This is a genomic window from Aeromonas sp. R10-1, from assembly GCF_040908465.1.
GTDB classification, from domain to species: Bacteria; Pseudomonadota; Gammaproteobacteria; order Enterobacterales; family Aeromonadaceae; genus Aeromonas; species Aeromonas caviae.
Genome location: NZ_JBFODT010000024.1, coordinates 209,501 through 222,540, shown reverse-complemented (window position 1 = coordinate 222,540; position 13,040 = coordinate 209,501). Strand labels below are relative to the sequence as shown.

Below are 13,040 nucleotides of genomic sequence, written 5' to 3'. Positions count from 1 at the left end.
AGGGGAATCAAATGAAGCAGATTGTTTTTGTCAATCCGTGAAGTGGCTTAAATAGTTGCCCATACAGGCGACATTCAGTTGGCGTTAACTGGTAATACCTGTCACGATGCGCGCCACTTTATCTTCCCACTGTTTTGTCGTGCCCCATGTCCTCATCTGATCCCGTGTTTGACGCCCGATTCCAGCCTCGTCTGCTGCACCCCCGTTACTGGTTGAGCTGGCTCGCCCTCGGCGCCATCGGTGTGCTCGCCTTCGTTCCTCCGCGCTGGCGGGATCGCCTGGCCGATGCTCTGACGCCCCTGGTATGCGCCATCTCGAAGAAGCAGATCTACATCGCCAGGACCAACCTCGCCATCTGCTTCAAGGAGAAGAGCGAGGCCGAGCGGGAGGCCATCCTGATGACCTCCATCCGGGTCGGCCTCAAGAGCCTGCTGGGCTTTGGCGAGTTCACCTGGCGCAGCCCCGCCCACGTGATGGGGCGGATCCAGGTCAGCGGCTGGGAGCATATCGAGGCGGAGCAGGCCGCTGGCCGACCGGTGATCCTGGTGGTGCCCCACAGCTGGCCCATCGACGCGGCGGGCTACTACTTCGCCCAGCGGGGCCTGCCCATGTGCACCATGATGAAGAGCGCCCGCAACCCGGTGTTCGACTGGCACATCAACGGCGCGCGGGCCCGGCACGGCTGCCGCGTCTATGAGCGCAGCGCCGGCATCAAGCCGGTGATCAAGGCGGTGAAATCCGGCCTGAGCTTCTTCTATCTGCCGGATCAGGATCACGGCCGGGAGGCGAGCCTGTTCGCCCCCTTCTTCAACCACCCCAAGGCGACGTTGCCGGCCCTGCCACGGCTGGTGAAGCTGACCGGTGCCCGGGCCCTGCCGGTGCTGGCCTGCTATGACGAGCAGGCGCACGGCTACCGGCTGGAGGTCGAGGCTCCCTACGCCGACTACCCGAGCGCGGATCTGATGGCGGATACCTGCCGCATGAACGACAGCGTGGAGCGCCAGCTCTGCCGCCACCCGGGCCAGTACATGTGGTTCCTCAAGATCTTCGACACCCGTGAGGATCAGGTGGGGCCGGATGGCCTCTACGAAGAGGGGATCCGGCGCATCCGCCGGGGCCTTGCTCCTCATCCCTGAGCCTTGCGCTCACCCGGTGCAAAAATGTGGCCCCAAGCGGGCCACTTTTTATTTCTAACTTGTCTGATCAGTGACTTGGCGCGGTGGCGCTGTGCAGGGCAGGGTAGAAAAAGTTGTCAGGATCACTAAAATGACGGTCTGTTTTGATGATTCGATGGCGACCATGTCCGCACAAGATCCGGTGTTTGATACCTCTTTTCATCCGCGCCTGCTGCACCCCCGCCTATGGGGCAGCTGGCTGGCCGTCGCCCTGCTCTCCCTGCTGGCCTGGGTGCCGGCAAGGGCACGGGACAAGCTGGCCGACTACCTGGCCCCCCTGCTGCTGCGCGTCTCCAGGAAGCAGGCCTACATCGCCGACACCAACCTCAAGATCTGCTTCCCCCATCTCGACGAGGCGGGCCGTCAGGCCCTGCTGCTGAAATCCATCCGGGTGGGGCTCAAGACCTTCCTGGGCTTTGGCGAGCTGACCTGGCGCAGCCCCGACTTCCTCAAGGGGCGCGTCAAGGTGAGCGGCTGGGAGCACGTGGAAGCGGAGCGGGCAGCCGGTCGCCCCATGATCTTCGTGGTGCCCCACACCTGGGCGGTGGACATGATTGGCCGCTACTTCCCCCTCCAGGGGATCAAGATGTGCACCATGATGAAAAGCCCCAAGGATGCGGTGTTCGACTGGTATATCAACCGCGAACGCAGCAAGGGCGGGCGTATCTACGAGCGCAGCGTCGGCATCAAGCCCGCCATCAAGGCCCTGCGCAGTGGCGACAGCTTCTTCTATCTGCCGGATCAGGATCACGGCCGGGAGGCGAGCCTCTTCGTGCCCTTCTTCAACCACCCCAAGGCGACCCTGCCGGCCCTGCCCAAGCTGGTGAAGCTGACCGGTGCCCGCGCCGTGCCCATTCTGGCCTGCTACGACGAGGATCAGGGGTGCTACCGGCTGGAGATCGAGGCGCCGTTCGATCCTTATCCCACCGAGGATCTGGTGGCGGACGTCAACCAGATGAACCGCATGGTGGAGCAGCAGCTTGGCCGCTTCCCCGAGCAGTACATGTGGTTTCTCAAGATCTTCGAAACCCAGGAGCACGATCAGGGCGAGGACGGTCTCTACGAGGCGGGGATCCGCCGCATCCGCCAGGGGCTGCCACCGGAACCTTGATCGACACGGCCCCCTTGCGGGCCGTTTCTGACAGGGGTGGCAGGCCACCAGCAAACAGGTGCAAACAAGGTGCAAATAGGGTAAAAGGGCGGTCATGAAAATTCCAAATCGAATCCAACCTCTGGTTGATGACGGCCTGGTGGACGATGTCATCAGCCGGCTGATGAGCGGCAAAGAGGCCGACGTCTATGTGGTGCGCTGCGGCGACGAGATCCGCTGTGCCAAGGTCTACAAAGAGGCGTCAAAGCGCAGCTTCAAGCAGGCCGTGGTCTATCAGGAAGGGCGGCGGGTACGCAGCAGCCGCGATGCCCGCGCCATGGAGAAGGGCTCCAAGTACGGTCGCAAGCAGCACGAAGAGGTGTGGCAGAACACCGAGGTGGATGCCCTGTTCAAGCTGGCGGCGGCCGGGGTGCGGGTGCCCAGGCCCTATGTCTGCCTCGATGGCGTGCTGCTGATGGAGCTCATCACCGACGCCGACGGCAACGTCGCCCCCCGTCTCAACGACGTGGCCCTGACCCGTGAGCAGGCCCTGGTGGATCATGGCAAGGTGATCCGCTACGTGGTGCGCATGCTCTGCGCCGGGCTCATTCACGGGGATCTCTCGGAGTTCAACGTGCTGGTGGATGAAGAGGGGCCCGTCATCATCGACCTGCCCCAGGTGGTGGATGCTGCCGCCAACAACCAGGCCAGGGCCATGCTGGAGCGGGATGTCGACAACATGCGCAACTACTACGGCATGTATGCCCCCGAGCTGCTCAAGACCCGGTATGCCCGGGAGATGTGGTCCTTGTTCGAGGATGGCAAGCTGGGCCCCGAGACCGAGCTCACCGGCCTGTTCGAAGAGAGCCGGGAGGCCATCGATCTGGATGGCGTGCTGCACGAGATAGAGAGTGCCCAGGAGGAGGCCATGGCCCGCCGGGCCAGGTTGCAGGCGGAGCAGGAAGAGGAGTCCTGACGGGCCTTCATCCCAATCAACAAGAGCGCCATGGGCGCTCTTTTGTTTTGGAACCCTGGCTCAGAGCCCGGTCAGGGGCGGCGCCTTGAGACGAGGCCCCTGGTAACCCGTCACCTCGCCAAAGCGCGGATGACCGCTCTCCCAGTCGGCGGCGGCGGTGCGAATGGCCTCCTTGTCGACGCTCACGAAGTTCCACCAGATCTGCAGCGGTCTGGGCAGGGGCTCGCCGCCGATGAGCAGCAGCCGGGCACCCGGGCGCAGGGTCAGCACCACCTCCCGGTTGCCGGGGGGCAGGTAGAGCAACTGCTCCGGGGCCAGGGCCTCCCCTGCGACGATGGTCTCCCCTGCGAGGGGAAAAAGGCCGTGCTCGAAGGCGGGATCCAGGGGGAGGGTGATCTCGCCTCCCTCGGGGGCGTGCAGATCCAGCCCCAGAATGGGGGAGAAGTGCAGGGTGGGGGCGCGCTGGCTGCCGTGCTCGCCGATGAGCAGGGTGAGGGTGATCTCCCCTTGCTGCCAGCGGGGGAGCGTCGGGTAGTGATCGAAGCGGGGCGGGGTATGCTGATCCGCCTCGGGCAGGGCTATCCAGAGCTGGGCGGCGTGCAGATCGGGCTGGTTCGGGACCGACTCCTCGGTGTGGGCGATGCCCCGTCCTGCGGTCATCAGGTTCACCTGGCCCGGACGGATCACCTGCTTGCTGCCCAGGCTGTCCCGGTGGAGGATCTCCCCCTCCAGCATCCAGGTGAAGGTCTGCAGGGCGATGTGGGGGTGGGGCCCCACATCCATGCCGGGGGCGCCGGGGGCAAAGCGGGTCGGGCCGATATGGTCGAGAAAACACCAGGGCCCGATGGTGCGCCGCTCCTTGACCGGGATGGCGCGAGCCACCGGGATGCCGCCCACATCGGTGAGGCGGGAGGCAATGCGTTGCCACTGTTGTGTCATGGGGTGCTCCTTGTCGAGGAAAAGGTTGGCGTACGTGCGCGCAGGTGGCTGCGTCTGCAGGGGGACGGACATGCCGTCTCGCCCGGTGCCGGTGAGTGATGCCGAGGTTACTATGCCCCAATCCGGCGCCGGATGGCAAAGACGGGGCACAGCGCCTGCCCTGAGGGCCCAGCCCGGCAATTGCAGCCGGGTACTGTATGAACGTACAATAGTCCCATCCCACTCTTGAGCCCGACCATCTGCATGACCGACATCCAGCCCCTCCCTCCCGTGACCCCGCCGCTCGACGGCTTCATCCTGACCCGCCATGGTCGGGATGTGCAGGGGCGTACCGAGATCGTGATGTGGCTCTGGAGCGCACAGGGACCGGTACGGGTGGTGGTGCCGGGGCAGGAGCCGGTCTTCTTCCTGCCGGAGCGCCACCTGGAGGAGGCGGCAGAGCTCTTCAAGGGGGCCGGGGTGAGGGGGCGTTTTCGCCGCCTCCCCATGCACACCTTCGAGGGGAGCCGGGTGGTGGGCTGCTACTTTGCCACCCTGAGCGCCTTCCACCGCGCCATCGAGCTGCTGCTCATCCGCGGATTGGAGCACTTCGAGGCGGATATCCGCCTGCCCGAGCGCTTTCTCATGGAGCGCTTCATCACCGCCGGGATGCGCTTTGACGGCAAGGCGAGGCGCAAGGGGGGCAGGCAGGGTTACTGGGAGGTAAACGAGGCGCGCTGTGCGCCGCAGGCGGTGACGCCGACCCTCTCCTGGGTCTCCCTGGACGTGGAGTGCGCCATGGATGGCACCCTCTTCTCGGTGGGGCTTCATAGCGAAGAGGACGCGCGGGTCATCATGATTGGTGCCCCGGAGCCGGACTCGCAGGACTGGGAGACCCCCGTCGAGTGGGTGGCGGACGAGCCAGCCCTGCTCGCTGCCCTGGAGGGCTGGTTCAGCCTGCACGATCCCGATCTCGTCATCGGCTGGAACGTGGTGAATTTCGACTTTCGCCTGCTGCTGCGCCGCGCCGAACTCCACAAGCGGCGGCTGCGGCTCGGGCGCGGGCGGGAGCTCTGCTTCTGGCGCTCGTCCCGAAACGACCCCCAGAGCGGCAACGTCATCATCCCGGGGCGTATGGTGCTGGACGGCATCGATACCCTCAAGAGCGCCACCTGGCAGTTCCCGAGCTACAGCCTGGATGCGGTGGCGAGCGAGCTGCTCGGGCGGGGCAAGGACATTGAGGACGTGGCCAACCGGGGGGAGAAGATCACCGAGCTGTTCCACTCCGACAAGGAGGCGCTGGCCCGCTACAACCTGGAAGATTGCAGGCTGGTGTGGGAGATCTTCGATTTCTGCCACCTCATCCCCTTCGCCATCGAGCGCGCTTCCCTCACCGGTCTTGAGCTCGACCGGGTGGGCGGGTCGGTGGCGGCGTTCACCAACCTCTATCTGCCACGGCTGCACCGCGGTGGCTATGTGGCGCCCAACCTGCCGGCAGACGGCGGGCTCGCAAGCCCCGGCGGCTATGTGATGGACTCCAAGCCGGGGCTCTATCGCCACGTGCTGGTGCTCGACTTCAAGAGCCTCTATCCCAGCATCATCCGCACCTTCTGCATCGACCCCATGGGGCTGGTGGAGGGGCTCAAACACCCGGATAACGCCATTCCAGGCTTTCGCGGCGCCCTGTTCTCCCGAACCCGCCACTTCCTGCCGGATCTCATCGCCACCCTGTGGGCGGCGCGGGATCGGGCCAAGGCCGCCAGTAACAAGGCCCTCTCCCAGGCCATCAAGATCATCATGAACTCCTTCTACGGGGTGCTGGGGTCGGGGGGCTGCCGCTTCTACGACCCGAGGCTCGCCTCCTCCATCACCTTGCGGGGCCACGGCATCATGCAGCAGACCCGGGAATGGATAGAGGCAGAAGGGTTCGAGGTGATCTATGGGGACACCGACTCCACCTTCGTGCACCTGGGGAGCGATATCCGTCTCGAACAGGCGGACGAGATTGGCCAGCGACTGGCGAAGATGATCAATGACAACTGGGCCGCGCTGATCAGGCGGGAGTTCGACCTGCCGAGCCATCTGGAGATCCAGTACGAGACCCACTACCGCCGATTCCTGATGCCCACCATTCGCGGGCTGGAGAAGGGGAGCAAGAAACGCTATGCGGGACTGGTGGGCGAAGGGGAAGGGGAGCATCTGGTGTTCAAGGGGCTGGAGACGGTGCGCACCGACTGGACCCCCCTTGCCAAGGCATTCCAGACCCGGCTCTACGAAATGGTGTTCCACGACCAGGATCCCAGCAGCTATGTGCGCACCATGGTGGACGAGACCCGGGCCGGCCGTCACGACGATCTGCTCATCTACCGCAAGCGGCTGCGCCAGAAGCTCGAGGAGTATCAGAAGAACGTGCCACCCCATGTGCGGGCGGCGCGCCTGGCGGACGAGGAGAATCTGCGCCGCGGCCTGCCCCAGCGCTATCAGCACAGGGGCACCATCGCCTACCTGATGACCCTGAACGGCCCCGAGCCTTTGGAGTACCGGCGCAGCGCCGTCGACTACGAGCACTACATCGACAAGCAGCTCAGGCCCATCGCCGACGCCATCCTTCCCTTTGTGGGGGAGTCGTTCGAGCGGATCTGCGGCCAGCAGCTCGATCTCTTCTGACAACGCGAGGTAAACGCGGAAGCCATGGCACGACAATGGCGGCCCGCAGGCCAGGAGGCAGATGACGGGGGAGAGCGGGGGTCTGAGCCGACCAATGCAAAAAGCCCGCTATCAAGCGGGCTTTTCAAATCTGGTGCGTCCTAGTGGATTCGAACCACCGACCCCCACCATGTCAAGGTGATGCTCTAACCAGCTGAGCTAAGGACGCAGGGTGCGCAAGGCGACTTTGTGTGTCATTGCAGGGGAGTGGTGGGTTTAATTGGATTCGAACCAACGACCCCTACCATGTCAAGGTAGTGCTCTAACCAACTGAGCTATAAACCCACATCTGTGTTCAACCGGATTCGAACCAACGACATTGCCTACGCCATGTCAAAGTACTGTTCTAACCAACTGAGCTATAAACCCACATCAAATTCATATCTGCAATTTATTCAAACTGTTATGGTGCGTCCTAGTGGATTCGAACCACCGACCCCCACCATGTCAAGGTGATGCTCTAACCAGCTGAGCTAAGGACGCATAACAGAGTTTCGTGATGGTGCGTCCTAGTGGATTCGAACCACCGACCCCCACCATGTCAAGGTGGTGCTCTAACCAGCTGAGCTAAGGACGCATCACGAAAAGTGGTGGGTTTAATTGGATTCGAACCAACGACCCCTACCATGTCAAGGTAGTGCTCTAACCAACTGAGCTATAAACCCACTTCATAAACCGGGCTGAAGACCCGTTTTATCACGCCAGCACTGCTGGCGTGGTCGGCATACTACCCATGGCCCCCAAGGCTGTCAACAAGGGACATGCACAAAGGAGACTGTTTGCCCAGTTCTTGTGCAGCCTGTTGATTTTACAGGCGAGCCGTCCCAAAAGTGCGGCTCCCCGTGCCCCTGGCCGCGCCCTATTGCGCCCGGGAGAGGGCTGTGCAGGCCGCGGGGCTGGCGAAGCGGCCGTAGATGACGCGCAGCCGCGCGCCCAGCATCAGGGCGGCGGAGGTGAGACCGACGATGAAGCCTATCCAGAAGCCCTGCGGGCCCATGCGCGGTACCACCCAGTCGGTCAGCCCCAGGATCATGCCGGTGGGCAGACCCAGCCCCCAATAGGCGACGATGGTGACGTAGAAGATGGCCTGGGTATCCTTGTATCCGCGCAGGGCCGCCGCGGCCACCACCTGTACCGAATCGGAGATCTGGTAGATGGCGGCGAAGAAGAGCAGGGTGGCGGCGAGGCCGATCACCTGCAGGTCGTCGGTGTAGATCCCCGCGATGGGGTCGCGCAGCAGCACGGTGAGGGCGGCGGTCGCGGCGGCGACTCCCATGCCCAGCATCAGGCCGGTGCGGGCGGCGACCCTGGCCTGATCCGGTTGACCTTCCCCTATGTTGTGACCGACCCGGATGGTCACGCCGACACCGATGGAGAGGGGCAGCATGAAGACCAGGCTGGAGAAGTTGAGCGCAATCTGGTGACTCGCCACCGTCTCCGCACCGAAGGGGGCCAGCATCAGGGCCACCACGGTAAACAGGGTCACCTCGCAGAAGATGGCCATGGCGATGGGAAACCCCAGGCGAAACAGGCGCCAGATCCGGCTGCCGTTGGGGCGTGCCAGCTGGGCGAACAGGTTGATGCGCTTGAAGTGGGCAGAGCACTTCACATAGACGATCATCGCCAGCAGCATGGCCCAGAGCACGATGGCAGTGGCCACGCCGCAGCCGACGCCGCCGAGTTTCGGCATGCCGAAGTGGCCGTGAATGAAGATGTAGTTGGCGGGGATGTTGACCGCGAGCCCCACGAACCCGATCACCATGGTCGGCATGGTGTGGGAGAGCCCCTCACTGAAGTTGCGCAGCACCTGGAACATCACGAAGGCGGGCAGGCCCCACAGGATGGCGTGCAGGTAGCCGGCAGTCTTGGCCGCCATGACGGGATCCACGTCCATGAACTGCAGTGCCAGGGGGCTGAAGTAGAGTGCCACCATGGCGATGGGCGTGACGATGAGGGCGAGCCAGAAGCCCTGGTGCACGGCGGGGCGTACCTCGTCCTGCTTGCGGGCGCCGTTGAGCTGGGAAACGATGGGGGTGAGGGCCATGATGATGCCCTGCACCAGCAAGATGATCGGCAACCAGAAGCTGGACGCCACCGACACGGCGGCAAGATCCACGGCGCTCACCTGTCCCGCCATCACGGTATCGACGAAGTTCATGGCGATCTGGGCCACCTGGGCGACCAGAATGGGGCTGGCTAGACGAACGAGCTGCTTCGCCTCGGACCAATAACGTTGCACTGACACCTCCGAGTGGATCAGATAAAAGAGAAAGAGCGGACAAGAGAGATGGGCTTTTGCCTCCTCGTCCTGAGGAGACAAAATGCGGGGGTGTCATTCTAGCCTGAAAAACCGCCAACGGGGAAGGTCGGCGGCAGATTTGTAGCCGGGATCAGGCGTCTTCGTGATCGCTGATCAGCAGGTTGGCCGCGGCATAGGCCGCCTGCTCGCGCAGATCCGCTGGTACCCGCTCGTCGGAGGCCACGGCGTTGAGCGCCCGTATGCTGGCGGCAATGGCCTGGGGCACATAACCCTGCTCACCGGAGCCAATCTGGTTGTAGGCGATGCGAATGGCTTCACAGCATTGATATACCTGCATTTTTGTTTCCTCGTTCAGTCTGGATTGATTGGGGTCACTATAGCGATCGCGCTTCTCCTTGTCAGCCGGCACCCTTGTCTTGCAAGGTGGCCGGGGGTAACCTGCCGACAATTTTCACAGTCTGGAGAGACTCATGTTCACCGGCATCGTACAAGGGACCGCCGAACTGGTGGCCATCGATTCACTGCCCAATTTTCGCACCCACGTGATCCGCATGCCGAGCCCGGCCTGGGGCGAGGGGCTGGCCCTGGGGGCCTCGGTGGCCCACAACGGCTGCTGCCTGACCGTCACCCGGGTGGAGGGGGATCTGGTCAGCTTCGATCTGATGCAGGAGACTCTGCGCCTCACCAACCTTGGGCAACTGGTGGTGGGTGACAAGGTCAACGTGGAGCGGGCCGCCCGCTTTGGGGACGAGATTGGCGGCCATGCCATGTCCGGCCACATCATGGGGACGGCCGAGGTGACCTCGGTCATCGACACCCCCAACAACCGCCAGGTGTGGTATCGCCTCGATCCTGCGCTCATGAAGTACGTACTGACCAAGGGCTACATCGGCATCGACGGCATCAGCCTCACCGTGGGCGAGGTGCGCGCCAGCGAGTTCTGCGTCAACCTGATCCCCGAAACCCTGGCCCGCACCAACCTGGGCTGGGTCAAGGCCGGCTGGCGGACCAACATCGAGATTGACCCCCAGACCCAGGCCATCGTCGACACCGTGGAGCGGGTGCTGGCGGCGCGCCAGTAACCACCTGAGCGCTGCCCCCAGGGTTCGAAGAGGAGGGCGGCATCACGGGAAAGGCGCCCTCTTGTGGAAGAGGCGCCGCCCCAGAGCCTTGGAGACTTCCCTATGTTTGTCGTGACATTGACCTATGTGAAACCGCTGGCGGAGATCGATGCCCTGATCCCGGCCCACATTGCGTGGCTGGAGCGGCAGTATGCCGCAGGCCATTTTCTGGCATCCGGGCGTCGGGTACCCCGAGTCGGGGGCGTCATACTGGCGCAGGGCGTGAGCCGAGACGCCCTGGAGGCGATGCTGGCAGAGGATCCCTTCAAGCAGGCAGAGGCGGCCGATTATCAGGTGGTGGAGTTTGTTCCGACCATGACGTCGGCGAAGGCGGCGTGCTTGAGGGAGGCGTGATCCAGCCTGACGATGGCACCAGAACAAACGGGACCCACAGGGTCCCGTTTGTTTTTGTCTGTGTCTGGACAGGGGATTCAGAACAGCTGCTCGTCGTCGGCATCCACGAAGAGTTGCAGGCAGTCGCGGGCTTCATCCCGGTGCAGCCGCAGGTGGATGGGGTTGCAGCAGGCCATGCAATCTTCGTAGAACTCCTGATCCCCCTGGCTGGCATCCAGCTCGACCCGGGTGTGGTGGCCGCAGTGGGGGCAGACGATACGCTTGCTGGTGTATTCGATCATGGTGACCTCCTCGGGCCCGTGGGCCGTCTCTGTGCTCCTGCTGATTCTAGTCGCCACAGGGCGGCGCAACCGCGAGCAAGCGCACGTTTATGAGCGGGATAAAGGGAGGCTGGAGGTCAGTCCGCCAGGGTGTTGCCTACTTGACCCAGCCGGCCAGCATCTCTGCGTTCAGCTCGGCAAGAGAGCGCAGCTCGTGGTTGGCGATGGCCAGACGGGGATCGCCGACCAGCGCCGGGTCCGGCACGATCAGCGCCGTCATGGAGGCTGCCTTGGCCGCCAGCAGGCCGGTGAAGCTGTCCTCAATGGCGAGACAGTGCACAGGCTCGACGCCGAGCTTCTCGGCGGCGTGGATATAGACATCCGGGTGGGGTTTGCCAAAGCGCTCCACCTCGGCGGAGTGGACCGCCATGAAACGGTCCTGGATGCCGAGTTTGCCGAGCACCGCCTCGACCATGGCAAACGGGGAGGAGGTGGCGAGCCCGATCTTGAGCCCTTGGGCCTCGATGAGGTCGAGCGCTTCCAGCACCCCGGCCTTGGGTTGTCCCTCTTGCAGGATGAGCGCGATCACCTGATCCAGGATGCGCTGTACTACCTCTTCCTGGCTGGGGCTGCTCCAGGGGCGGATCCGGTACCAGTGGGCCACCAGCTGATCGATGCGCACCCCTATGGTGGAGTTGCAGTCCTCCTCGGTGTGGAAGTGGCCCAGTTCGGCGAAGACGGCCATCTGTGCCCGTTGCCAGAAGGGTTCCGAGTCGATCAGAACACCATCCATATCGAAGATCACGGCAGTTAACATCTTGTACTCCTGACATAGGTGAAGGGGGGATTATAAGCCCGGTGCTTCAATGGGAAAGGGGCAGTCACCTGCCCCTTGCGCCGGATCACGCAGATAAACGTTTGTTTTTGCGTGGTAAAGCGGATTGCCTAGAACAGTACTTCTACCCGGGCTGCCACCGTCTTGGCCTGCTCCACGGCTTCCTGGCAATCCTGCCCACGGGCGAGCGCCACCCCGAGGCGACGACGACCGGCGATCTCCGGCTTGCCAAAGAGACGCAACTGGGCACCGGGCACCAGGGCCAGTGCCTCGCCAATCCCCTGATAGCGGATATCCTGGCTGTGGCCTTCCCGCAGCACCACGGCAGAGGCGCTCGGACCGTACTGGGTGATGGTGCCGACGGGCAGCCCCAGGATGGCGCGCACGTGCAGGGCGAACTCGGAGAGATCCTGGGAGATCAGGGTCACCATGCCGGTGTCGTGGGGGCGGGGGGAGACTTCGCTGAACCACACCTCGTCACCCCTGATGAAGAGCTCGACCCCGAACAGACCGTAGCCGCCAAGGGCTTCGACCACCTTGGCCGCCACCTCCTTGGAGCGGGCCAGGGCCAGCTCGCTCATGGCCTGGGGCTGCCAGGATTCGCGGTAGTCGCCATCCTCCTGACGATGGCCGATAGGCTCGCAGAAGTGGATGCCATCGACCGCGCGCACCGTGAGCAGGGTGATCTCGTACTCGAAAGGAACGAAGCCTTCGACAATCACCTTGCCACGACCGGCACGGCCCCCCTCCTGGGCATAGGTCCAGCTTTCATCCAGCCTGGCGAGGTCGCGCAGCAGGCTCTGCCCCTTGCCGGAGGAGCTCATCACCGGTTTTACCACGCAGGGCAAGCCGATGGCCTCGACGGCGGCCACAAACTCCTCCTTGCTCTGGGCAAAGCGGTAGGCAGAGGTGGGCAGCCCCAGGGTTTCGGCGGCGAGGCGACGGATCCCCTCCCGGTTCATGGTGAGCTGGGTGGCGCGGGCATTGGGCACCACCTTGACCCCTTCCTGCTCGAGGGCGGCCAGGGTGTCGGTGGCGATGGCTTCAATCTCGGGGATGATGAGGTCGGGCTTGACCTCGGCCACCAGGGCGCGCAGGGCGGCGCCATCCAGCATGTCCAGCACGCGGGCCTGGTGGGCCACCTGCATGGCGGGGGCGTTGGCATAGCGGTCGGCGGCGATCACCTCGATACCGAGCCGCTGCAGCTCGATGGCGACCTCCTTGCCGAGTTCGCCTGATCCCAGCAGCAGGGCGCGGGTCGCAGTGGGGCGGGTGGCGGTTCCAAACATCTGATCTCTCCTGAGGTCGGTGGTCAGCAGGGCTGATCCGGGTGAGCAAAAAAAGA

At 63.9% G+C, this 13,040-nt stretch carries 12 protein-coding genes and 5 tRNA genes; 6 read left to right on the top strand and 11 right to left on the bottom strand.

Annotated elements, in window-relative coordinates; all coding sequences use genetic code 11:
• Positions 1–146 precede the first annotated feature (146 nt).
• The 3 genes from AB5Y93_RS12530 (at position 147) to AB5Y93_RS12520 (ending at position 3,241) form a co-directional block, all read left to right on the top strand.
• Positions 147–1,136 (top strand): lipid A biosynthesis (KDO)2-(lauroyl)-lipid IVA acyltransferase, encoded by a 990-nt coding sequence (locus AB5Y93_RS12530; RefSeq protein ID WP_045524804.1) that lies wholly within the window; start codon positions 147–149, stop codon positions 1,134–1,136.
• Positions 1,137–1,290: 154 nt separating this feature from the next.
• The gene (locus tag AB5Y93_RS12525; RefSeq protein WP_368229611.1) at positions 1,291–2,286 is read left to right on the top strand and encodes a lauroyl-Kdo(2)-lipid IV(A) myristoyltransferase; all 996 of its coding nucleotides are present in this window, start codon (positions 1,291–1,293) and stop codon (positions 2,284–2,286) included.
• 94 nt (positions 2,287–2,380) lie between these two features.
• A complete protein-coding gene (locus tag AB5Y93_RS12520; protein ID WP_029314478.1) occupies positions 2,381–3,241 on the top strand; it encodes a PA4780 family RIO1-like protein kinase in 861 nt (286 codons plus the stop codon).
• 60 nt (positions 3,242–3,301) lie between these two features.
• Here AB5Y93_RS12520 and AB5Y93_RS12515 read toward each other — a convergent pair whose 3' ends face one another.
• A complete protein-coding gene (locus tag AB5Y93_RS12515; RefSeq protein WP_266139658.1) occupies positions 3,302–4,180 on the bottom strand; it encodes a pirin family protein in 879 nt (292 codons plus the stop codon).
• Positions 4,181–4,423: 243 nt separating this feature from the next.
• Here AB5Y93_RS12515 and AB5Y93_RS12510 point away from each other — a divergent pair, with 243 nt between their 5' ends.
• On the top strand, positions 4,424–6,826 hold the full coding sequence (locus AB5Y93_RS12510) for a DNA polymerase II (protein WP_124244738.1): 2,403 nt from the start codon (positions 4,424–4,426) through the stop codon (positions 6,824–6,826).
• 131 nt (positions 6,827–6,957) lie between these two features.
• On the opposite strand, the gene AB5Y93_RS12505 is transcribed toward AB5Y93_RS12510, so the two are convergent.
• The 7 genes from AB5Y93_RS12505 to AB5Y93_RS12475 form a co-directional block, all read right to left on the bottom strand.
• A tRNA-Val gene (locus AB5Y93_RS12505) sits at positions 6,958–7,034 on the bottom strand.
• A 39-nt stretch (positions 7,035–7,073) separates the two neighbouring features.
• A tRNA-Val gene (locus AB5Y93_RS12500) sits at positions 7,074–7,150 on the bottom strand.
• Between the two features lie 121 nt (positions 7,151–7,271).
• Positions 7,272–7,348: transfer RNA gene (locus tag AB5Y93_RS12495), tRNA-Val, on the bottom strand.
• 17 nt (positions 7,349–7,365) lie between these two features.
• A tRNA-Val gene (locus AB5Y93_RS12490) sits at positions 7,366–7,442 on the bottom strand.
• Positions 7,443–7,453: 11 nt separating this feature from the next.
• A tRNA-Val gene (locus tag AB5Y93_RS12485) sits at positions 7,454–7,530 on the bottom strand.
• A gap of 194 nt (positions 7,531–7,724) precedes the next feature.
• Positions 7,725–9,104, bottom strand: a complete 1,380-nt coding sequence (locus AB5Y93_RS12480; protein WP_029314480.1) for an MATE family efflux transporter — start codon at positions 9,102–9,104, stop codon at positions 7,725–7,727.
• 151 nt (positions 9,105–9,255) lie between these two features.
• Positions 9,256–9,462, bottom strand: coding sequence for a YaeP family protein (locus AB5Y93_RS12475; protein WP_010674629.1), 207 nt, complete (start codon positions 9,460–9,462; stop codon positions 9,256–9,258).
• Between the two features lie 133 nt (positions 9,463–9,595).
• On the opposite strand from AB5Y93_RS12475, the gene AB5Y93_RS12470 reads away from it, so the two are divergent.
• Both AB5Y93_RS12470 and AB5Y93_RS12465 read left to right on the top strand, forming a co-directional pair.
• Positions 9,596–10,207, top strand: a complete 612-nt coding sequence (locus AB5Y93_RS12470) for a riboflavin synthase (protein ID WP_039039091.1) — start codon at positions 9,596–9,598, stop codon at positions 10,205–10,207.
• A gap of 102 nt (positions 10,208–10,309) precedes the next feature.
• The gene (locus AB5Y93_RS12465; RefSeq protein WP_029314482.1) at positions 10,310–10,600 is read left to right on the top strand and encodes a YciI family protein; all 291 of its coding nucleotides are present in this window, start codon (positions 10,310–10,312) and stop codon (positions 10,598–10,600) included.
• Between the two features lie 77 nt (positions 10,601–10,677).
• On the opposite strand, the gene AB5Y93_RS12460 is transcribed toward AB5Y93_RS12465, so the two are convergent.
• The 3 genes from AB5Y93_RS12460 to purT form a co-directional block, all read right to left on the bottom strand.
• A complete protein-coding gene (locus AB5Y93_RS12460) occupies positions 10,678–10,881 on the bottom strand; it encodes a CPXCG motif-containing cysteine-rich protein (protein WP_005336871.1) in 204 nt (67 codons plus the stop codon).
• A 136-nt stretch (positions 10,882–11,017) separates the two neighbouring features.
• A complete protein-coding gene (hxpB, locus tag AB5Y93_RS12455) occupies positions 11,018–11,677 on the bottom strand; it encodes a hexitol phosphatase HxpB (RefSeq protein WP_010674632.1) in 660 nt (219 codons plus the stop codon).
• 128 nt (positions 11,678–11,805) lie between these two features.
• Positions 11,806–12,984: a formate-dependent phosphoribosylglycinamide formyltransferase gene (purT, locus tag AB5Y93_RS12450; protein ID WP_041211381.1), complete on the bottom strand. Its 1,179-nt coding sequence runs from the start codon at positions 12,982–12,984 to the stop codon at positions 11,806–11,808.
• Positions 12,985–13,040 lie beyond the last annotated feature (56 nt).

What these genes read in the sequence shown, in the direction of transcription:
- AB5Y93_RS12525 (WP_368229611.1), top strand. Translation starts at nt 1,291, where the DNA reads ATGGCGACCATGTCCGCACAAGATCCGGTGTTTGATACCTCTTTTCAT.
- AB5Y93_RS12510 (WP_124244738.1), top strand. Translation starts at nt 4,424, where the DNA reads ATGACCGACATCCAGCCCCTCCCTCCCGTGACCCCGCCGCTCGACGGC.
- AB5Y93_RS12530 (WP_045524804.1), top strand. Translation starts at nt 147, where the DNA reads ATGTCCTCATCTGATCCCGTGTTTGACGCCCGATTCCAGCCTCGTCTG.
- AB5Y93_RS12475 (WP_010674629.1), bottom strand. Translation starts at nt 9,462, where the DNA reads ATGCAGGTATATCAATGCTGTGAAGCCATTCGCATCGCCTACAACCAG.
- hxpB (WP_010674632.1), bottom strand. Translation starts at nt 11,677, where the DNA reads ATGTTAACTGCCGTGATCTTCGATATGGATGGTGTTCTGATCGACTCG.
- AB5Y93_RS12515 (WP_266139658.1), bottom strand. Translation starts at nt 4,180, where the DNA reads ATGACACAACAGTGGCAACGCATTGCCTCCCGCCTCACCGATGTGGGC.
- purT (WP_041211381.1), bottom strand. Translation starts at nt 12,984, where the DNA reads ATGTTTGGAACCGCCACCCGCCCCACTGCGACCCGCGCCCTGCTGCTG.
- AB5Y93_RS12520 (WP_029314478.1), top strand. Translation starts at nt 2,381, where the DNA reads ATGAAAATTCCAAATCGAATCCAACCTCTGGTTGATGACGGCCTGGTG.
- AB5Y93_RS12465 (WP_029314482.1), top strand. Translation starts at nt 10,310, where the DNA reads ATGTTTGTCGTGACATTGACCTATGTGAAACCGCTGGCGGAGATCGAT.
- AB5Y93_RS12470 (WP_039039091.1), top strand. Translation starts at nt 9,596, where the DNA reads ATGTTCACCGGCATCGTACAAGGGACCGCCGAACTGGTGGCCATCGAT.
- AB5Y93_RS12460 (WP_005336871.1), bottom strand. Translation starts at nt 10,881, where the DNA reads ATGATCGAATACACCAGCAAGCGTATCGTCTGCCCCCACTGCGGCCAC.